At 55.8% G+C, this 19576-nt stretch carries 18 protein-coding genes; 9 read left to right on the forward strand and 9 right to left on the reverse strand.

Features of this window, described 5'->3' with window-relative positions:
• From uvrC to NWQ23_RS11090, 8 genes are all read right to left on the reverse strand, one after another.
• A partial coding sequence (gene uvrC, locus NWQ23_RS11055; protein WP_306166412.1) for an excinuclease ABC subunit UvrC occupies window positions 1-1865 on the reverse strand: 1865 nt, incomplete at its 3' end.
• 286 nt (window positions 1866-2151) lie between these two features.
• Window positions 2152-2928, reverse strand: a complete 777-nt coding sequence (locus NWQ23_RS11060) for an SDR family oxidoreductase (RefSeq protein ID WP_306166413.1) — start codon at window positions 2926-2928, stop codon at window positions 2152-2154.
• The gene (locus tag NWQ23_RS11065) at window positions 2925-3092 is read right to left on the reverse strand and encodes a hypothetical protein (protein WP_306166414.1); all 168 of its coding nucleotides are present in this window, start codon (window positions 3090-3092) and stop codon (window positions 2925-2927) included. The genes NWQ23_RS11060 and NWQ23_RS11065 overlap by 4 nt, the downstream gene beginning before the upstream one ends.
• The gene (locus NWQ23_RS11070) at window positions 3089-3883 is read right to left on the reverse strand and encodes a S49 family peptidase (protein WP_306166415.1); all 795 of its coding nucleotides are present in this window, start codon (window positions 3881-3883) and stop codon (window positions 3089-3091) included. Before NWQ23_RS11070 ends, NWQ23_RS11065 begins: the two co-directional genes overlap by 4 nt.
• 38 nt (window positions 3884-3921) lie before the next feature.
• Window positions 3922-4683, reverse strand: a complete 762-nt coding sequence (locus NWQ23_RS11075) for an ABC transporter permease (protein WP_306166416.1) — start codon at window positions 4681-4683, stop codon at window positions 3922-3924.
• A complete protein-coding gene (locus NWQ23_RS11080) occupies window positions 4680-5606 on the reverse strand; it encodes an ABC transporter ATP-binding protein (protein WP_306166417.1) in 927 nt (308 codons plus the stop codon). The genes NWQ23_RS11075 and NWQ23_RS11080 overlap by 4 nt, the downstream gene beginning before the upstream one ends.
• Window positions 5607-5825: 219 nt before the next feature.
• Window positions 5826-6353: a GNAT family N-acetyltransferase gene (locus NWQ23_RS11085; RefSeq protein WP_306166418.1), complete on the reverse strand. Its 528-nt coding sequence runs from the start codon at window positions 6351-6353 to the stop codon at window positions 5826-5828.
• A gap of 97 nt (window positions 6354-6450) precedes the next feature.
• Window positions 6451-7422, reverse strand: coding sequence for a type I glyceraldehyde-3-phosphate dehydrogenase (locus tag NWQ23_RS11090; protein WP_306166419.1), 972 nt, complete (start codon window positions 7420-7422; stop codon window positions 6451-6453).
• 471 nt (window positions 7423-7893) lie between these two features.
• Here NWQ23_RS11090 and NWQ23_RS11095 point away from each other — a divergent pair, with 471 nt between their 5' ends.
• From NWQ23_RS11095 to NWQ23_RS11135, 9 genes are all read left to right on the forward strand, one after another.
• Complete coding sequence (locus tag NWQ23_RS11095) at window positions 7894-10146, forward strand: serine/threonine protein kinase (protein WP_306166420.1); 2253 nt, start codon at window positions 7894-7896, stop codon at window positions 10144-10146.
• A 62-nt stretch (window positions 10147-10208) separates the two neighbouring features.
• Entirely contained in the window at window positions 10209-11027 is an 819-nt protein-coding gene (locus NWQ23_RS11100; protein WP_306166421.1) for an FHA domain-containing protein, read from the forward strand.
• Window positions 10951-12051 (forward strand): PP2C family serine/threonine-protein phosphatase, encoded by a 1101-nt coding sequence (locus tag NWQ23_RS11105; RefSeq protein WP_306166422.1) that lies wholly within the window; start codon window positions 10951-10953, stop codon window positions 12049-12051. The genes NWQ23_RS11100 and NWQ23_RS11105 overlap by 77 nt, the downstream gene beginning before the upstream one ends.
• On the forward strand, window positions 12051-13385 hold the full coding sequence (locus NWQ23_RS11110; protein WP_306166423.1) for a GTPase: 1335 nt from the start codon (window positions 12051-12053) through the stop codon (window positions 13383-13385). Before NWQ23_RS11105 ends, NWQ23_RS11110 begins: the two co-directional genes overlap by 1 nt.
• 160 nt (window positions 13386-13545) lie before the next feature.
• A complete protein-coding gene (locus NWQ23_RS11115) occupies window positions 13546-15633 on the forward strand; it encodes a dynamin family protein (RefSeq protein ID WP_306166424.1) in 2088 nt (695 codons plus the stop codon).
• A complete protein-coding gene (locus tag NWQ23_RS11120; protein WP_306166425.1) occupies window positions 15630-16514 on the forward strand; it encodes a dynamin family protein in 885 nt (294 codons plus the stop codon). Before NWQ23_RS11115 ends, NWQ23_RS11120 begins: the two co-directional genes overlap by 4 nt.
• A 78-nt stretch (window positions 16515-16592) precedes the next feature.
• Entirely contained in the window at window positions 16593-16955 is a 363-nt protein-coding gene (locus NWQ23_RS11125) for a hypothetical protein (RefSeq protein WP_306166426.1), read from the forward strand.
• A gap of 28 nt (window positions 16956-16983) precedes the next feature.
• Window positions 16984-17757 (forward strand): hypothetical protein, encoded by a 774-nt coding sequence (locus NWQ23_RS11130; RefSeq protein ID WP_306166427.1) that lies wholly within the window; start codon window positions 16984-16986, stop codon window positions 17755-17757.
• Window positions 17757-18680: an alpha/beta fold hydrolase gene (locus NWQ23_RS11135; RefSeq protein ID WP_306166428.1), complete on the forward strand. Its 924-nt coding sequence runs from the start codon at window positions 17757-17759 to the stop codon at window positions 18678-18680. The genes NWQ23_RS11130 and NWQ23_RS11135 overlap by 1 nt, the downstream gene beginning before the upstream one ends.
• On the opposite strand, the gene NWQ23_RS11140 is transcribed toward NWQ23_RS11135, so the two are convergent.
• On the reverse strand, window positions 18677-19576 hold the full coding sequence (locus NWQ23_RS11140; RefSeq protein WP_306166429.1) for an NAD(P)-dependent oxidoreductase: 900 nt from the start codon (window positions 19574-19576) through the stop codon (window positions 18677-18679). The genes NWQ23_RS11135 and NWQ23_RS11140 overlap by 4 nt on opposite strands.

Raw genomic sequence — 19576 nt, forward strand, 5'->3', positions numbered from 1 at the left:
CCATTCTCGTGGAAATAGTCGTAGATCGCCTGCGCCATATTCCCTGACACGCCCTCCACCGCTTTCAGGTCCGCGAGGTTCGCGCGGGCCACGGCCTTGGCCGATCCGAAATGCGCCAAGAGCGCCCGTTTCCGTGTCGCCCCGACGCCCGGCACATCGTCCAAAGGTGTTGCGCCGATCGCCTTGGACCGTTTTGCACGATGGGTGCCGATGGCAAAGCGGTGCACCTCGTCACGCATCCGCTGGATAAAATAAAGCACAGGATCATTGTGGCGCAGCGCCATGACCGGTTTGCCGGTGCGGTGGAATTCCTCTTTACCGGCATCGCGGTCGAGGCCTTTGGCCACGCCAACCATCGGGATATCGCTGACGCCCAGCGCATCCATGATTTCGCGCACAGCACTGACCTGCCCTTGGCCGCCGTCAATCAGCAACAGGTCCGGCCAAGTGCCTTGGGTCCGCTCGGGGTCTTCTTTCAACAGACGCTGGAACCTGCGGGTCAGCACCTCTTTCATCATGCCAAAGTCATCGCCGGGGGTCAGGTCTTCACCACGGATGTTGAATTTGCGGTACTGGTTCTTGTCGAACCCTTCGGGGCCAGCCACGATCATCGCACCCACCGCATGGGCACCTTGAATATGCGAGTTGTCATAGACCTCGATCCGCTGCGGGACGCGTGGCAGATCAAAGGCTTCGGCCAGACCTTTCAGCAAGCGTCCCTGCGTGGCAGTTTCCGACATCTTGCGCGCGAGACTTTCGCGGGCGTTGCGCAGGGCAGATTGCACCAGTTCGGCCTTTTCGCCACGCTGGGGGATCGTGATCTCGATCTTGCGACCGGCCTTTTCGGTCAGCGCTGCGGTCATCAGATCATCGTTATCCAACCCATGCGACAGGATCAGCAGGCGAGGTGGCTCGCGGGTTGAATAGAACTGGCCGACGAAAGCCTCCATGACTTCGGACAGGTCCTCGTCGCCACTGATACGCGGGTAATAATCGTGGTTGCCCCAGTTTTGATGGGCGCGGATGAAGAATACCTGCACGCAGGCCTGCCCGCCGTCGGTATGCAGCGCGATGACATCCGCCTCTGCCGTATTTTGCGGGTTGATTCCTTGGGCCGACTGCACCTGTGTCAGGGCCTTGATCCGGTCGCGCAAGGCGGCGGCGCGTTCAAATTCCATCGCGGCGCTGGCGTCCTGCATTTGCTGGGCCAGGGCCTCTTGGATGCCCTTGGTGCGGCCTTGCAGGAACTTTTCGGCATCGCGCACCGATGCGCCATAGTCGGTGGGCGATATCAAACCACAGCAAGGCCCCGAACAGCGCTTGATCTGGTATTGCAGACAGGGCCGCGTGCGGGTTTCGAAATCGCTGTCGGAACAGTTCCGAAGCAGGAAAACCCGTTGCAACTGATTCAAGGTGCGATTGACGGCACCGGCACCGGCGAAGGGACCGTAATAGTCACCTTTTTGGGTTTTCGCGCCGCGATGTTTCTTGATCATCGGAAAGGCATGGTCCTTGGCGACAAGGATATTGGGAAAGGATTTGTCGTCGCGCAGCAGCACGTTGTAACGCGGCTTGAGCTGTTTGATCAGGTTCTGTTCAAGCAGCAAGGCCTCGGTCTCTGTCCGTGTGGTCAGAAACATCATCGACGCTGTTTCGCGGATCATCCGTGCGATCCGCGGCGAATGGTTGCCTGGACGGGAGTAATTGCTGACTCGCGCCTTGAGGTTGCGTGCCTTGCCAACATAAAGCACGCGGCTGTCCGCATCGAGCATCCTGTAGACCCCCGGCGACGCATCGAGACTGCGCAGATACCCTTGGATCAGGTCATAACCTGTCTTGGGTGTCGTGATCTGTTCTTCCGTCATTTGATCCGGTCTGTGATTCTGTATTGGCTGCAATGGTAATGCACCAAGGACAAGAGGAAAGGCATCCACTGTTTCTGTGGATAAGTCGGTGGGTTAATCGCAAAGACACAGAATTTTCCGTTGTATTTTGCGGGCTTCACCAGTTTGCCTTAAAATTAGGCGATTTTACAGACCATTGAAATCATTGATAAAATTAATTTACGAATCCTTAACGCCTTGAAAACTAGTTCATTTATGACAGTTCTGTGAATGACGATTGGCGCAGGTGCACAACTTTTGAGGTCGATCATTCCAATCCCAGCACATCCGGTGTTTCCCAAGCCAGATGTTGACCCCCATCAACGGCCAGCATTTGGCCCGTCACGGCAGGTGCATCAAGGAAGTAACCCAGCGCTGCAGTGATATCAGCAGGGTTTGCGCCTCGCTTCAGAACGGTGGCGGCGCGTTGGCGGTCAAAGTGATCTTTGCTTTGGCGATGCCCCTGCAAGGTCGGGCCCGGGCCGATGCCATTGACCCGCACACGCGGGGCAAGCGCTTGGGCTGTGGTGCGTGTCATCGCCCAAAGCCCCATCTTGGCAATGGTATAGCTCATGAATTCGGGCGTCAGTTTATGCACCCGCTGATCAAGCATGTTGATCACCAGCCCTTGGGCTATCGGTTCGCCCTGCGCGTCCATCAGCGGGTCTGGCACTTGGGCTGCAAAATGCTGGGTCAGTACGAAGGGGGCGCGCAGGTTCGATTCAATATGCCGGTCCCAGCTCTTGCGGGTCGCATTGCTGATGTTGTCATATTCAAAGATCGACGCGTTGTTGATCAGACAGGTCAGCGGGCCGCCTAGTGCTGCAACCGCGTCACCGACAAGCGCCTGGCTTGCATCTTCGTCCAGTAGATCCGCTTGCAGGGCAACCCCGTGACGGCCCAGCGCTGCAAGCTGGGCCACAGTCTCGGACGCGCCCGCCTCGGACCCGGCGTAGTGCACGGCGACATCATAGCCCCGCTGCCCCAGATAGAGCGCCATGGCCTGACCAAGCCGCGCCCCTGCGCCGGTGACAAGCGCTCTCATTTACGCGGCTTTTCGCATTGGCACGGGCCCTTGCCGATCCGGTAGCGCAGGCATTTGGGGCATTTGGCGTCGGCCAGTCTTTGTTGGCCCGGAAACCGCCATTTCCCGAAGATCGCCAAGATCAGCATGAAGGCCAGAAAACCAAAGATCGCCTTGAGGATCACAGGCCGAACCTCGCGAATGCGGCCCGTTCTTCGATGCCGGAAACCGCATCGTCGACGATCCTCGCACCAAAACGGTCAAGAATGGATCTCTTTTGCCCGTAGCGGCGGAACTGCACCTTGTCGCCAAAGCGCTCTTTCATCACTGGCGCCAGATGGCCGATTCCGTCGGCCAGTCCGGCGTCGATCCCTTTTTGGCCGATAAAGACCTCGCCGGTGAACAGATCGGGATCATCTGACAGTTTGGTCCCGCGCCGCGATTTGACATAGTCGATAAAGGTCGCGTGCAGGTCTTCGAGCCAGCCCTTGAGCTTTTTCACATCGGCAGGCTTTTCCGGTTTGAACGGGTCCATCATCGACTTGGATTTCCCTGCCGTATGCACCCGCCGTTCGATTCCGATTTTCTCGATCGCGGTATGCGCCCCGAAACCTGAACTGATCACACCGATAGACCCTGTAATCGAACAGCTATCAACGAAAATTTCGTCTGCGGCACAGGCCAGCCAATAGCCACCAGAGGCCGCCACATCCTCGACAAAGGCGAAGACAGGGATTTTCTTTTCGTCAGCCAATCGCCGGATCCGCGAGGCAATGAGCGAGGACTGCACCGGCGAACCGCCGGGACAGTTTATTTCCAGCGCGACAGCGGCCGGCTTGCCCTTGGAAAAGGCTTTTTCAATGACGGGAGCAAGGCCGGGATTGTCCAAGCCGCGCGCCGAATTTGCAATCGCCCCTTGCAGCCGGATCACGGCAACGAAGGGATCGGATTTCATAAAAGGGATAAAGCGTTTCATGCCAGTGTACTTAGGCCTTCAGCGACGACGCACAAGGGTTATTGCCTGATCCGCCAGCCGGTGCGGAAAATCCACCAGATGACCGTCAGACAAATCCCCGTAAAGAGCGCGATAGCAAACAGCGAAAAGGCGATGCCAACATCGGCTGTGCCGAAAAAGGACCAGCGGAAACCACTGATCAGATAGACCACCGGATTGAAAAGGGTGATGGTTTGCCAGACAGGCGGCAGCATCGTGATGGAATAAAATGAGCCCCCCAGAAACACCAGCGGTGTGATGATCAACAAGGGGATGATCTGGAGTTGCTCGAAGTTGCCCGCCCAGATGCCGATGATGAACCCTAAAAGAGCAAAGCTGAAGCAGGTCAAAATCAGGAACGCCACCATCGCCACAGGATGCGCGATCTGGATGTCCACAAAGAAGAACGCCGTAATCAGGATGATGACACCGATAAACAGGGCTTTGGTTGCCGCCGCACCGACATAACCCGCCACGATTTCCAGAAAACTGACGGGGGCCGACAGCAATTCATAGATCGTGCCGATAAACTTGGGGAAGTAGATACCAAAGCTGGCGTTTGTCGTGGCCTGCGTCATCACCGACAGCATGATCAGACCGGGCACGATGAACGCGCCATAGCTGACCCCTTCCACGGTGTCGATCCGGCTGCCGATGGCGGCGCCGAAAACCACGAAGTAAAGCGATGTGGACAGCACGGGCGAGATCAAACTTTGCATGATGGTCCGGAAAAACCGGCGCATCTCGGTGACATAGATGGTGCGGACTGCGTGCAGGTTCATGCTGTTTCCTTTACCAATCCGACAAAGATGTCTTCCAGACTGCTTTGCTCGGTGCGGATATCCTTCATCTGCAAACCAGCCTTTTGCAGATCGTTCAGCAAGGTCGTAATGCCAGTCCGTTCACCCTTGGTGTCATAGGTATAGGTCAGGGTCAGCCCATCGTCGGCGCGGCTTAGCTCGTACCCCTTAAGCGCATCGGGCACCGTTGCTGTCGCTTGCGCCAATTCGATCTTGAGCTGCTTCTTGCCCATCTGCGCCATAAGATGTGCCTTGTCCTCGATCAGCAGGATTTCTCCTTTGCTGATCACACCGACACGGTCGGCAATCGCTTCGGCCTCTTCGATGTAATGGGTTGTCAGAATAATCGTGACACCAGAGGCTTTGAGCCCCGCGACGACCTCCCACATGTCCTTGCGCAATTCCACATCGACACCGGCGGTGGGTTCATCAAGGAACAGGACACGCGGTTCATGGCTGAGCGCCTTGGCGATCAGAACGCGCCGTTTCATGCCGCCCGATAGGGTCATCACCTTGTTGTTCTTCTTGTCACCCAAGGAAAGCTGATCGAGGATGCGCTCGATATAGCCGTCATCACGCGGCTTGCCGAAAAGCCCGCGTGAAAAGCTGACCGTGCTCATGACCGTCTCGAAGGGTTCTAGGCTGACCTCTTGCGGGACCAGCCCGATCAGGTTCCGCGCCGCACGAAAATCACTTTGCGTATCATGCCCGCCAACGGTGATCGTGCCGGAGGTCGGCACCGTGATCCCGCAGATTGTCGAGATCAGCGTGGTCTTCCCCGCCCCATTGGGGCCAAGGAGTGCAAGGATCTCGCCTTCTTCGATATCGAGGTTGATGGATTTCAGGGCCTCGAACCCGCCAGCGTAAGCTTTACGCAGGTTCCGGACAGATACGATTGCGGACATGGGGGAGAGGCCTTTGATTGGTTTTGGGTAACCTAGTGCGACTGACCGCCAAGGGAAAGGGATGAACGGCCATCGCGTGGACCAAGCGCAGGTGTCATCCGAAAAAGACTGCCGACTGTTCAAACAGGATTGGCTGAGGGCCCCGCAAACGAACACCAGATAGATCCAAAGTCAGCGAAGCCGTCAGATTTGGAGGCCGTCCCAAACGGCAGTACGTTCTCAAAGGTCCTTCGAAAAATAGTGCATGTGTGGGCGAAGCATAGGTTGATCAAGGTAGGTCGTCGTCTCAATCGGACCGGCCAATTCGACAAATCCAAGCTTTGGATAGAGGCTGCGCATTTCGATATTCGGTGTGAGCGTATCCGCGATCAACCGTTTCAAACCCATCTCGCGCGCCACTTTTTCGCGCGCTTCGATCAACGCGCGGCCCATGCCGGTGCCACGGGCGTCTTGCGCAACAAACATTCTTTTCAGTTCGCCAGTTTCATCATCAAGGCGCTTCAACATCCCGCATCCCACCATCTCTCCTGAGTTCTTCCGGGCCACAACCAGACAACCTTTCGGGGGCAGATAGTCGTCCGAATGTGCCCAAAACTCAGCAAGTGCGCTTTGGGGCGCGGCGAGATCAATTTCCAAGCCCATGTCCCGCATCCGGCGTACGATCAGATCGTAGTACTGAGACAAAATCCCGCTGAGTTCTTCTTTGGGCGGCAAAATCCGACAAAACTCGATCTTGATATCAGTCATGAAATTGCTCCAAATCCCGCGCTTTACTCTCCGTCCCCGTCGGGCCTCGGATAATTCAGTTTTGTACAACACTCGAAAATCATCAAGTCAGAAGCATTCACCCCATCAACCCTGCCACATCCAGCATCCGGCAGGAAAAGCCCCATTCGTTGTCGTACCAGCCAAAGACCCGCACCAGCCCGCCCTGCGTCACGCGTGTTTCCGGCAATGAGACAATCAGGCTTTCCGGCCTTGCCCGCAGATCGGTGGAAACCAGCGGCTTGTCGGTCCAGCCGATGATCCCTGATTGCGCGCGCAACACGGCATGGACCTCTTCCAGTGCTATCGGCCGATCCAAGGTCACGGTCAAATCGACAGCCGAGACTGACGCCACCGGTACGCGGACGGCTGCGGCTTCGATCCGGCCTGCGATCTCTGGCAGGACTGCATTCAACAGGCGCTGCGCCGAGGTTGTCGTTGGCACCATGGACAGCGCCGCGGCCCGGCTGCGCAACATGTCCCCGCGCGGGGCGTCAATGGTCGGTTGGCTGCCCGTATAACAATGGATCGTGGTCATCCAGCCTGTCTGCAGGCCCCAAGTGTCGTCGATCAGCTTGACCAGAGGTGCCAGCGCGTTTGTGGTGCAAGACGCATTCGAAACGATCCTTTGATCGCCAAGCAGATGATCATTTGCACCCAGCACAACTGTCAGGTCTGCGGCATCGGAGGGCCCGGAGATTAACACCCGCCCCGCACCTGCCAGCAATCCACGGGCAGCGATGTCGCGGTCGTCAGCCTTGCCGGTACATTCGAGCACCACGTCCACATGCCCAAGATCAAGCGTTCTGAGATCGTCGGTTTGGGTCAAGGGTATCGACTTGCCGTCGACAACAAGCGCATTTTGCTGCAGGTGCACCTGACCGGGGAACGGGCCAAAGATACTGTCATATTCAAAGAGATGCGCGCAGAGGTCGGGCGCGGCTATGTCGTTGATCCCGACAATCTCTAGGTCAGGCCATCCGCCAGATGCATGTACACGGAGCATGGTCCGGCCGATTCGGCCAAAACCGTTTATGAATACACGTGTCATGTTCGCACCCTTTGGACTCACGCGGATGGTGCATCTTTGCGTTCGGCGCTACAAGTCGGGTTTCACGGGAACCAGAGCCCGCCGATTAATATTACCTTGATAGAATCGGCACGACTTTACATTTTCATGATAGAGAATCACGGTTGGTGCTTCGACGTAATGGGTCGCATTTGCTAAAAATCTGTGCAAACACCCGTTGTATCCGAAAAAACGTGATGACTGAGTGACTGATGTAATCCCTCAACACATGAGGAATAAAAACATATGTGTTTTCAGTTAAAATAGCGACATATCTGCTAAGTTCGGTCAGATACTGTTTCGCTGCAATGCGATAATCAGCAGGAAGAACCGCAATTACGATCTACTAAACAACAAGTTAGCGTCACTTTTTGGCCTAATTTGGATGAGAGCAAAAAAGAACTGCGAAATGGACTCCCGTTTTGCAAGCAAGTTTGAGGGCTGGGTAGGCAAATGGCTAAGTTACAGGCGAAAGAAACGACTGACGACAAGGATGGCTTTGTTGACGAACTGAAACCGGGCACAAAGTTGATGCACGGCCAGTACACGATCGAAAGCTTCCTGAACGCAGGCGGCTTTGGCATCACTTATCTTGCGCGTGACAGCCTTGACCGGAAGATCGTCATCAAGGAATGTTTTCCCGGCGCGTTCTGCCGGCGTAGTCGCTACGTTGTTCAGGCCCGTTCGCGCGCACACCAGAACGAGTTGAAGTCCATTGTCCGGCTCTTCGTTCAAGAGGCGCGTAGCCTCGCTAAACTTGACCACCCGAACATTGTCGGCGTGCATCAGGTCTTCGAGGACAACGACACCGCCTATATGGCGCTTGATTTTGTTGAAGGCCGCGACCTGCTCGACACGATTGAGGATCCAAATCACGGGCTTACCCCGACGCAGATTAAAACCATCCTCAAGGAAGTGCTTGGTGCGGTCGGATTTATTCATGATCAAGGCATCCTGCACCGGGATATCTCGCCAGACAATATTCTGATCAATCAGGATTTCCGTCCTGTGCTGATCGACTTTGGCGCAGCACGTGAAGAAGCAACCAAACAGAGCCGGGTGCTTTCAGCGCTGCGGGTTGTCAAGGATGGTTACTCGCCGCAAGAATTCTACATTGCTGGGTCAGAACAAAGCCCCAGCAGCGACCTTTATGCATTGGCTGCATCGTTCCATCACTTGATCGCGAATGAGGTTCCGCCAAATTCACAGGCGCGTTTGGCCGCGATCGCCTCGGGCGATCCCGATCCTTACAAGGCGCTGGTCGGAAGGTTCCCTGACTACGATAACGCTTTCTTGGCTGCCATGGACAAAGCCTTGGCGGTATTGCCCAAGGACCGTGTTCAATCTGCAAAAGAATGGATCGCTCTGATGGACGGCGGTCAAGGCAATGTGACACCGCTAAAGGTCGCATCATCTCCTGCGGTCGAGAAAACGCCGGCTGCCGCTGCACCTGCCGCTGCCGCTGCAAAAAAATCGAACATGCCCATTTTGCTTGGATCTGCAGCAGCGATCGCTTTGCTGATTGGTGTGGGCGTTATAACGATGACTGGCGGCGATGAGCCCGAGGTGCCTCAAGCCACGACATCGGCGCCGGAGGCTTCGGCGCCCGTTGTCGCCGAGGCAACACCCGTGCCGCCAGTTGCCGAGCCCGTGCCAGCGGCCACACCAGAACCGACTCAGGAGTTGCCTGCATTCCTCAGGCCGCAGCCGGTTGCTGAACCTGAGGCTGTTGCTGTCGAAGAGCCTGCACCAGAAGTTGTTGCTGTCGAAGAGCCAGCGCCAGAAGTTGTTGCTGAACCAATCGTTCCAACCCCTGCGGAAACCGCCGCGCCGGAAGTTGCGGTCGAAACGCCGGCACCAGAGGTCCGTCCAGAAGCACGTCCTGAAAGCGTCGAGGTTGCTGTTGTTCCAGAACCAACACCGCTTCCCGAGCCAGTAGAAACGCCGCGACCTGTCATTTCTGAACCTGCTGCCGAAGCCGCTTTCCCTGATCAAAGTGGCAATCGTCCGCTCGCAGATAACGATACGGCTGCGGTAACGCTGCCTGCGACACCTGATGTCGTGGAAGCGGTTGGTGCCGGTCTCGAAGTCGATATTCCGGCCGTTGTGCCCGGCAATGAAATTCTTCCTGAGGTCGACAGCGTCATGGCCACCTGGACCGTGCAGCTGCCTTTCGTTGCAGCGGGTGCAAGGTCTAACATCATCGCGGTTGCTGGGCCCGTATCACCGGTTTGGGTACAGCCCGGCTTGGTCATTACCGGCGTGAATGGCGTACCTGTCGATGCAATCTCCGATATCCCGGATGCGTTGCGCGCTCAAACCGCCGGGCCGGAACTCTCGCCGACGGTTCAAGTGAATTTCCAGACACGAAATCCTGCATCGGGTGAAGTTGCGGAACATGGCTGGATCTTGCCAGTTGTGCAGCAAGTTGAATTGTTGGACGGCTCTCGTTTTGAAACAGTCTACGTTGGCGGTGATTGGAAAACGACCGTTGCGGAATTGGCAGAAGGCCAAGATGGCGGTTTGCAGCTTGGAGACGTCATCTCCTCCTATATCCCGACATCCGAAAGTGTGGATGGTCCTGATACGCTCATGAAGATTCTTGATCGGGAAATTGAAAATGGTACCGAACAATTCATGTTTGCGGTGCAAAGAGAAGGCAGCCTTTGGGTTGCATCACTCGCCTACAAAGGCGCTGAAGAGTAAAAATCGCAGCGGTACATCCTTCGGGATCGGCAGCGCGAGACGTAAATGGAAAGGTAGCTAAGATGAAGTTTATTCGTGATCTCCTCGGCAAGAAGCGCAAAGAAGAAGGCGCACGCCGTGCAAAAGGCATCGAGTCTCTTGAGCAGTCGTATCGCGAGACAATTGGCTCCATGGTCGATGACGCCGCGCCACTTGATGCGCTTCCGTCTGACAAAGCGCAGGTGCGTGTTGTTTCCGTAGACAGGGCGGTAACGCCACCTGTCGCCCCCGCCGTAAACATCTGGGATATGGAAGATGACGGCGGATCTACCGAATTGCCCGCGCCGGCTGCGCCGGCCGCGCAACCGCTGGAGCCTTCTCAAATTATCGCATCCGCTGCTGCAGCACGGTCTCCGGCGCGGTCACGCCGCACCAAGACGCGCCTGATCGGATTTGAAAAATCTGACGGTGATGTGGTCGATCTTTTCAATGATGCGCCAAAGGCGGCACCAACAAAGAACGTAAAGTTCCCGGTCGGTTGGATTGTCGTGGCTGAAGGGCCTGGGCGCGGCGCAAGTTTCTCTTTGCTGGCTGGCATGTCGCAGATTGGCCGCGGCGAAGATCAGGCTATCCAGCTTGATTTCGGCGACAACTCGATCTCGCGCTCGAACCACGCGGCGATTGTCTATGATCCGAGCAGTAAGGAATTCTTGTTAGGTCATGGTGGCAAGTCGAATATTGTTCGATTGAACGATAAGCCATTGATCAGCAACGAAACGCTGAAAACCGGCGATGTGATCCGTATTGGTGAAACCGTTTTGCGCTTTGTCGCATTGTGCGACAAATCATTCAATTGGGCCGAAGGCTCAACCGGGGAGGATGAAGATGTGGCGATCGCCTGAACCTCGTTTTGATGTCGCTTCAGCGATTTGTCAGGGCGGGCGAGACTACCAAGAGGACGCAATCGTAACTGACTTCCCGTTTGGGTCTGACAGCGGTCTTGTCGTTCTTGCTGACGGCATGGGTGGACATGCTGCTGGTGACGTGGCGAGCAAGATCGTCGTGACTGAAGTGTATAGCGAGCTCAAGTTCGAAAGCGCCAATTTTGCTGATTTCGAAAGCGAGATTCCTCGTTTTCTGACAGAATCGGCTTCGAATGCTAACGGGATCGTTCGATCCCATGTGCAAGCGCATCCGGAAACACGGGGTATGGGCGCAACGCTCGTTTCTGTCGTCCTGGTGGAAAACCGGATGTATTGGATGTCGATTGGTGACAGCCCGCTGTTCCACTATCGGGGCGGCAAGATGTCCCAACTGAACGAGGACCACTCGATGGCTCCTCAGATCGACTTTATGGTCAAGCAAGGGCTTCTGGACGAGGAAGCAGGCAGGAACCATCCGGATCGCAACTGTCTTACTTCCGTCATTCTTGGAGATCGGGTCGCAAAATCTGATTGCCCCAGAACACCTTTCGAGCTTCAGGTCGGCGATATCGTTGTCGTGTCCAGTGACGGATTGCAGTATCTGGAAGACAGCAAGATACAGAAAATCCTGCACCGTCACCGGCGCAAGAAGTCAGCCGAAATCGCGGGCTACCTGCTTGAAGCCATCGAGGAGCTGGCAGATCCGGATCAGGACAACTGCACTTTCTCGGTGATCAAGCTGAACCACAACAAGCCGGTCATCCGTGCGATCCGCGCCAAGCCAATCGGGCATGTGGATTCGCAAACATCAACCATGACTCGTGTCGTGACACTGGACGACAAGAACAAAGTTGCCGCCTCTGGCGCGCAGAGATCAGATGAACCTACGGTGATCAAAGAGGTGAAGCCTCTCAAGACTGTCACTATGAACGACGACACAAGCAACACACAGGAGGTTGAAGCGGCACCGCCGCCGGCTAAGATAGCCGCCGGAGGTAAGTGATGTCGAATCAATCGCTGGGGATCAGGGTTCTGGAAGAGCTCTCGCAAGCCGTCGAAAGCGGCTTGCTTCCTGATTCTGTTCAGGACAATGCGCAAAAGCTGTTGGACCGTTTGCGGCAGCCTGTGCGCCTGGCTCTCATGGGTATGCCAGAGTCAGGCAAATCAACACTTTTGAACCTGCTGGTCGGCAGCGATGTCATGACAGATGGTGTGCAACTCCCCACTCTGCAACTGACCTATGGCGAGACAACACAAACGATTTGCACACTGCCCGACGGCTCAAGAAAAACGCTGCCAACGACGAACGGAGCAGAGATTGCCGCTCTTTCGCCGGTGTTTGTAGAGATGCAAATGCCACTGCCCGCACTTGCCAAGATTTCAGTGCTGGAAGTCGTCGCGCCCAATGATGTGAACGCTATCCACCGCGCCAGTCAATGGGCATCAAAGCGGTCTGACGTCGCACTTTGGTGTACCCAGAGCTTTACCGAAGACGAGCAGCGCATTTGGTCAACGATGCCGGATCTTATCAAGGATCATGCTTTCTGCATGGTGACCCGCGCAGATGCTTTGGCATCGCAGGGCTTGCTGGATGCAACCTTGGGCGCTGTGAGCAATGCAGCAAGAGACGAATTCAACCAGATCCTGCCTATTGCGACACTGGACGCGCTCGCAGCGCGGCAGCCGGATGGCTCGGTTAATAAAGACAAGATGCGCGAAAGCGGTGGTCTTGCGCTTATTTCAGCGGTCTTGAAACAGGTTGAACTTGGTCGGCAGTCCGCTGTTGATATGGCTGACGTCCTTTTGCACCAGCACCGTGATATTCTTGCGCAAGACCCCGCTGTAGAGACCCCAGAGCCCGTTGCGCCAACCCTGTCATCAAGCCCAGATGCGTCCCAACCGGCATCAGGTTCAGCGACCACATCAGACTCGCCCCTGCCTGATGGCATAACCCGTCTCCGGACGCTGGCGGCGAAAAGATTGCAGGAAGAAGAGCAAGAAGGTCTGAAGCCCGCCACGCGTGAGGCCTACAAGCACGTCATCCAATATATCGAAGACCAAGCAAAGGATCTGAGTGCAGCACTCCAAGACCTGGGCGAGAGCGCACCGTCAGAGGTGATTGCGCAGTCGGTCGAGAATATCCAATGGTTGTGCGACTACCTGAATGAGAATGGCGACGACACTGATGCTTCGTTGCTAAGGGCCAGAGACACTGCATTCGATGCAGCAGATCTTGTCCAATTGATGCAGATGGAAAAACGTGACAGCGCCGCACTTGAAGCTGTCAGCCTAATACTTCAAATTAAGCGGGAGTTGCAGGCTGATCTCGCCGCCTAGATTGTGGCAGCAGTCGCAAAACGCTAACAAGTACGCCACACTTTTGCCCTGCGTATATGTTTCAGTTATGGCAAGAAAATGTGTGTTATCCTCGCCATTTGGCGGCGAGGCGAACTACTGTTAAAGGTAGTGCTTAGACGGTTATTGAGGACGGACAAGAATGAAGATGGAAGAGCTGGCAAAAGGGGATGGCTACAAAGTCCCAGCAGCACACCACCCTTTCATGCGACTTGGTCTCGAAAAGTTGGACGATTTCCACGACGAGGTGGCCGATCTTGAGGCAACTCTGGCGGATGTCGTAAAACTGGGCGGCCAAGACGCTGAAAAGAAAGCTGCTAAGCTTATCAAACAGTTACGGGCTTTCGAGCCAAGTATCACCATGATCGGTCAGATCAAGGCGGGCAAAACGTCCTTGGTAAATGCGATGGTTGGCCGTCCAGAGCTATTGCCGGCTGACGTGAATCCGTGGACTTCTGTTGTCACTTCGCTCCATCTGAACACGCCCCTGCCCGAAGATTCGCCAATGGCAACCTTCCAATTCTTCAGCCAAGGCGAATGGGATCACCTTGTCGAAAATGGTGGCCGAATCGGTGAACTCTCGTCACGGGCCGGTGCAGATGATGAACTTGAGAAAGTACGGCGACAAATCGCCGATATGCGCGAGAAGACAAAACAACGTCTGGGGCGCAAATTTGAACTGCTACTCGGGCAGAAACACAGCTACGCCGAATTGAATGATGATTTGGTGCAGCGTTATGTCTGCATGGGCGACGATTTTGAGGATCTGGAAGAAGAAGATCAGCAAGGGCGTTTTGCCGATATCACGAAATCGGCTGATCTTTATCTAGAAGCCAAAGCAATCCCGATGCCGCTATGTCTGCGCGATACACCGGGCGTGAACGATACCTTCATGATGCGCGAACAGATCACGATCAATGCGCTGCGCGACAGTCGTATCTGTGTGGTTGTTCTGTCTGCCCATCAGGCGCTGAGTTCGATGGATATGGGCCTGATCCGCCTCATCTCTAACGTGAAGGCCCGCGAAGTCATCATTTTCGTCAACCGGATCGATGAACTTTCCAATCCCGCCGAGCAGGTTCCCGAAATCCGTGACAGTATCTTGCAGACCCTGATCGACAACAACGGACCAGAAAATCCGCAGGTGATATTCGGGAGCGCGTATTGGGCGAATATGGCCTTGGGTCCCGACCTTGAAGACATCGTCGAGGACAGTGCAGAGGCCATGTTCAACTGGGCCGAGGCCGCGCTGAGTGCGGAAACATCCGGCATGGCAACGAACGAGCTTGTTTGGCATCTGTCCGGCGTTCCGGAGCTGTACCAAGCTATTTCCGAAAGGATATCAGAAGGACCTGGCGCCGAAATTCTGTCGGCATGCCGCAAGCGGGCACTCAATCTGGTTGGTGGTGTTCGGGCGTCCAACGCGGTTGTTTCCATGCGGCTGGAAGGCGACACGCTCGAGATCATGGCGCCAGCCACATTGCAAAAACACTTGGATAAACTTGAAGCGGACAACCTCAAATTCCTGAACGACAGGCTGGATATCGTTTTCCAACAGTTCGGATCGCGCGTGGAGCAATCGCACAAGCGCTTTCTTGATCGCGCTTTGGAGTCACTTCTCCAGCACCTCGAAACCAATGGCGAAGATGAGATCTGGCAGTACAGCCCAGATGGTTTGCGGATGCTCTTGCGCACGAGCTATCAGGTGATGCGTCGCAATGTGTCTTCGGCCTGCCAACAGGTTTATGGTGGAGCAGCCTCTGATCTGGCCGAAACCTACAGGGCCGCATTTGGCGTCGATGTTGAGAATTTCTCGATCACACCGCCGGCTGCACCTGAAATTCCGGCGCCCGTTTCTTTGGGACAAACAATCGCGCTCGACCTTCAGTCATCCTGGTGGAAGGGATGGTGGAAGCGGCGCAAAGGCTATCGCGCATTTGCGAGTGGCTTTTATGACCTGATCGAAGCCGAAACCGCGCCAATCGTTGACGAGCTTAAAGTACGGCAAGCGGAGGATATCCGCATGACGGCCGAAAAAGAGCTTCGGGAATTCTTGAGCGAACAGCGCGCAATTCTGACGGACATCAGTAACAAATCCGAAATTGCTTTTGATGATCTGGAAGATATTTTCGGCATCACTGCCCAGCAAGAGCGTGACGAGCTTTTCGACTATATTTTCGAAGAACTCAGCGATCCAAAGCATTCTGAAGGAAAAGGAGCGGCATTATGAGCGACGACGCTCTGGAAGTTGGAGGGCCACGCAAGCCGCGGATCGCCTTGATGGGCGAATTCAGTGCGGGCAAGAGCACCCTGTCCAACCTTTTGTTGGGCGCGCGGCCACTTCCGGAAAAGGTGACTGCCACACGTCTGTCTCCGGTCTGGTTGACCCATGGCACAGATGCGCCTTTCCGGGTTAACGTTGATGGCACGACAGAACCTGTTTCAATCGCAAATCTAGAAGATATTCCTGTTCACGAGACGCGCTATATCCAGCTCTTCCTTGAAGCTGATATTCTGGAAGTCTGTGACCTGATCGATTTCCCGGGCATCTCTGATCCCAACATGTCGTCCAGCGTCTGGGAACGGATGCTGCCAGAGGTGGATACCGTCATCTGGTGTACCCATGCGACGCAAGCATGGCGCCAGTCAGAAGCCGCCGTCTGGGAAGATATGCCTGCTTCGGTGCGCGAGAATGCGGTCTTGCTGATTACGCGCTTTGACAAGCTGACAAACGAGAAAGACCGTGGCCGGGTGATCAAGCGGGTACGCAAGGAAACCCAAGGCCAGTTCGGCGGCATCTTTCCTGTGTCACTCCTTCAGGCGATCAAGGCTGGCGAAGATCCAGCGCTTTGGGATGCAAGTGGCGCAGGGCCGTTCACGGAGTATCTGATCGACATGATCGAAAAGCTCGCCGAGATCACCTCCCGGTCCGAGGTTCCGCTTTATAATCTGGCCAGCATATCTGATGTACCAGCGGCTTTCGTGGAGCCTGTCACCCCTCGTCGGATCGAGCGGTCCCCTGATAGCAGCAGAACCCAACGGGGCGTCGCAACCGGTGGACCTGTCGTAGAAACCTCATCTGAAGCGAACCGAATAATCCGTACTTCTTGATTGCAATGGATGCAGAGGGTTTCATAACCTGCGCAATTGCCTTAGTCGTGTCTGATGTAAAAACAAAGCAGGCCATAAATGGTTGTTAATGAGTTGGACGCTTTGCGGGAGAAGTATGAAAGCTGTAACACAATTGCTTTCGCTGATCTGTCTACGCAAATGATCCTTGTAACCGATTCCAGTTCGAATCGCCGCCGAGAGGTGCTTGATGATCTCTGTGCAGAAGCTTCGCTGCTGTTAGGGGCTAATGGAAAGCTCGCGATCGGCCTTAAACAAAGCAATTCTGCTCTTGTTGCAAGCAAGTCGAGCGTTCGGATATTTCTGCGCGCCGAAGATGAACCGAATGATGTACTTTGCTGTATCTGTGCGCCTACAGTTGACGCGGGCGCCTTTCTTGCGGATGCCCGTGCCTGTATAGATCGCATCAGTAGCGCTGCATGAAGAGAAACCCGAAGCTGGAAACAGGTTGATGAGCGATTTGAACGCTTTGGCACAAAAGATATCTGCTTTGACTGCCCAAGACGTGGTCTTTGAAGCGGGTTCCCGCGTGATCTCGCAAGGCGGGTCGCCTGCACCTTTGGACAGTGTATTGGCCGAAATTGACGATACCGTGCTTGAGCGAAACCTGGAATTCACCGCCGACACACAGAAGATCAATCTGATCGTCGCTGGACGCAGGTTGCGCGGCGTGCTGGCTGTTTCTTCCATGGGTGCAGAGGACGTTATCGGCAAGACCGTCTCGCGCGAAGAACCCGATCTCTTGCTGGCTGTGGCTGACCTGATTTCCTCTATCTGCAGTTCAGCAAACCGCCTGACTGTCCGTAGCCTTGCGCCAGAGCCTTTTGGCACCGGCGGTGAGCGCGGCATATCGGCCCAAGGGCTAGCAGAGATTTGGCAGGTCGAAACAGACCAAGCACCCCAGACGCCGATGGGTCGTTTTCTGAATACCAACAAGTCGGCTTTTTCCGCAGTGTTGCACGTCGTGGACGATGAGATCGTCGCAACCTTCGGGGATTTTGATACGCTGCAAACAATCTGGGAAACACAAGTCGCAGCCTTTCAGGCAAGGCAGAAAAAGACCCTCAATGCCGATGATGGCCCTCAGTTGATCTGTTTTGATGGTGCACTCGAGGATGGCACGGCAGCCGCACTGGCATTGGCAGACGAGGATGTTGTCCTGATCGCCTATCCGGCCAACAACATCGGTGCGGTGCATAGCTCTTGGCGGGCGATTTTCGGCTAATGCATCCGATTGCGCAAAAGGCACCTTTGGCTGACCCGTTCTTTTCCGGCTTCACGGAACAATATTTTGACGGGCCTGACGGTGCCGTATTTTACCGCACCGGCGGCGAAGGGCCACCGCTTCTTTTGCTTCACGGCTACCCGCAGACTTCTGCAATGTGGCACGCGGTTGTACCGGAGTTGGCCAAATCCTATCAGGTGATTTGCCCCGATTTGCGCGGGTATGGACGGTCTTTGAAGCCAAAGACCGACGCGGACCATACGCCCTATTCCAAGCGGGCGATGGGCGCGGACATGCTGGCCTTGATGGATCATCTGGGACATCAGCGCTTCCTGATCGGCGCGCATGATCGGGGTGGGCGCGTAGCACACCGGCTGGCTGCCGACCACCCTGCCCGTGTCATCGCGCTTTCCGTGCTTGATATCGCCCCCACCCGCGAAATGTACCGCGAGGCGGACAGCAGTTTTGCGCATACCTATTGGCATTGGTACTGGCTGACTTTGCCGCATCCTTTTCCCGAAAGGCTGATCGGGGCTGACCCTGATTACTATTTGCTCACCAAGGTCGGCGCGGGTGCAGCGGGTCTCGCGCCTTTTGCGCAGCAAGCGCTGGATGAATATCTGACTTGTTTCAACGCGGCAGAGGCAATCCACGGTGCTTGCGAGGACTACCGTGCGGCGGCTTCAATCGACATTGCCCATGATGATGCGGACCCCAGCAAACTGCAAATGCCGCTTTTGGCGCTTTGGGGACGGGATGGCGCGATCGAAGCGCATTTTGATTGTTTGGCGCTGTGGCGCGAACGTGCAGATGACGTGCAGGGCTGGGCTTTGCCGGGCGGGCATTATGTGGCCGAGCAGCACCCCGACAAAGTCTTGGAAGCATGGCTGCCATTCTTTGCCGAGGCGATGAAAACCGTTTAGGTCAAGCGCGCCGGAAAGCCCTCTGCGCGCAGATCGGTTCCCAGCAGATCCTCCAATAATTTCACGATCATCGGGGATTGTGCATCGCCGCCATAGGCCGCACGCGCTGCAACATAGGTTTGCTGGGTCGCCGCCGCCAGTTCCAGCGGGACCTCGAATTCACGGCCAAAGCCCATGGCAAAGCCCAAATCCTTGAGAGCGAGATCAATGTTGAAGGCCACGTCATAAGAGCCGTTCAAAACCAATGCGCCTTCGGTTTCATGCACGAATGATGTTCCCGATGATGCCTTGATCGCATGCCAAGCTTGCGCAAGGTCCAGCCCGCCACGCTTGGCCAGCATCAGCGCCTCTCCACAGGCCTTGAGGTGGATAAAGGCCAGCATATTCGTGATCACCTTGATGACCGAGGCAGACCCGAGCGGGCCCATGTGAAAGACCTGATTGCCCATCGCCTTGAGGGCGGGCAAGTGCAGATCAAACATGTCCTTGTCGCCGCCCGCGAGCATCGTGATGTTGCCTTGGGCTGCAAGGTGCACACCACCGGTGACCGGAAGCTCCATCAAGCGGACATTATGTTTCGCCGCCATCCCGGCAAAGGCGAGGACCTCATCCCGCCCCAAGGTTGACATCTCGATCCAATGCGCACCGTCGCGCATTGCAGGCAGCATTTGGCCTGCGACACGCTCGGACACAGCCGGAGAGGGCAGGCAGGTGATCACATGATCGACTTGTGCGGCCAGTTCGGCAGGACTGTCCGCCCAACTGGCCCCCGCCGCCAAGGCCGCCGCTGCCGCGTCGCGGTTGATGTCTGTCACGGTGACCGTCATGCCTGCGCGCAGCAGACATGCCGTGCAATTCGCGCCCAGATTGCCTTGGCCAATATAACCGTAGTGCAT

The sequence above is a fragment of the Yoonia sp. genome (assembly GCF_030731595.1).
GTDB lineage: Bacteria > Pseudomonadota > Alphaproteobacteria > Rhodobacterales > Rhodobacteraceae > Yoonia.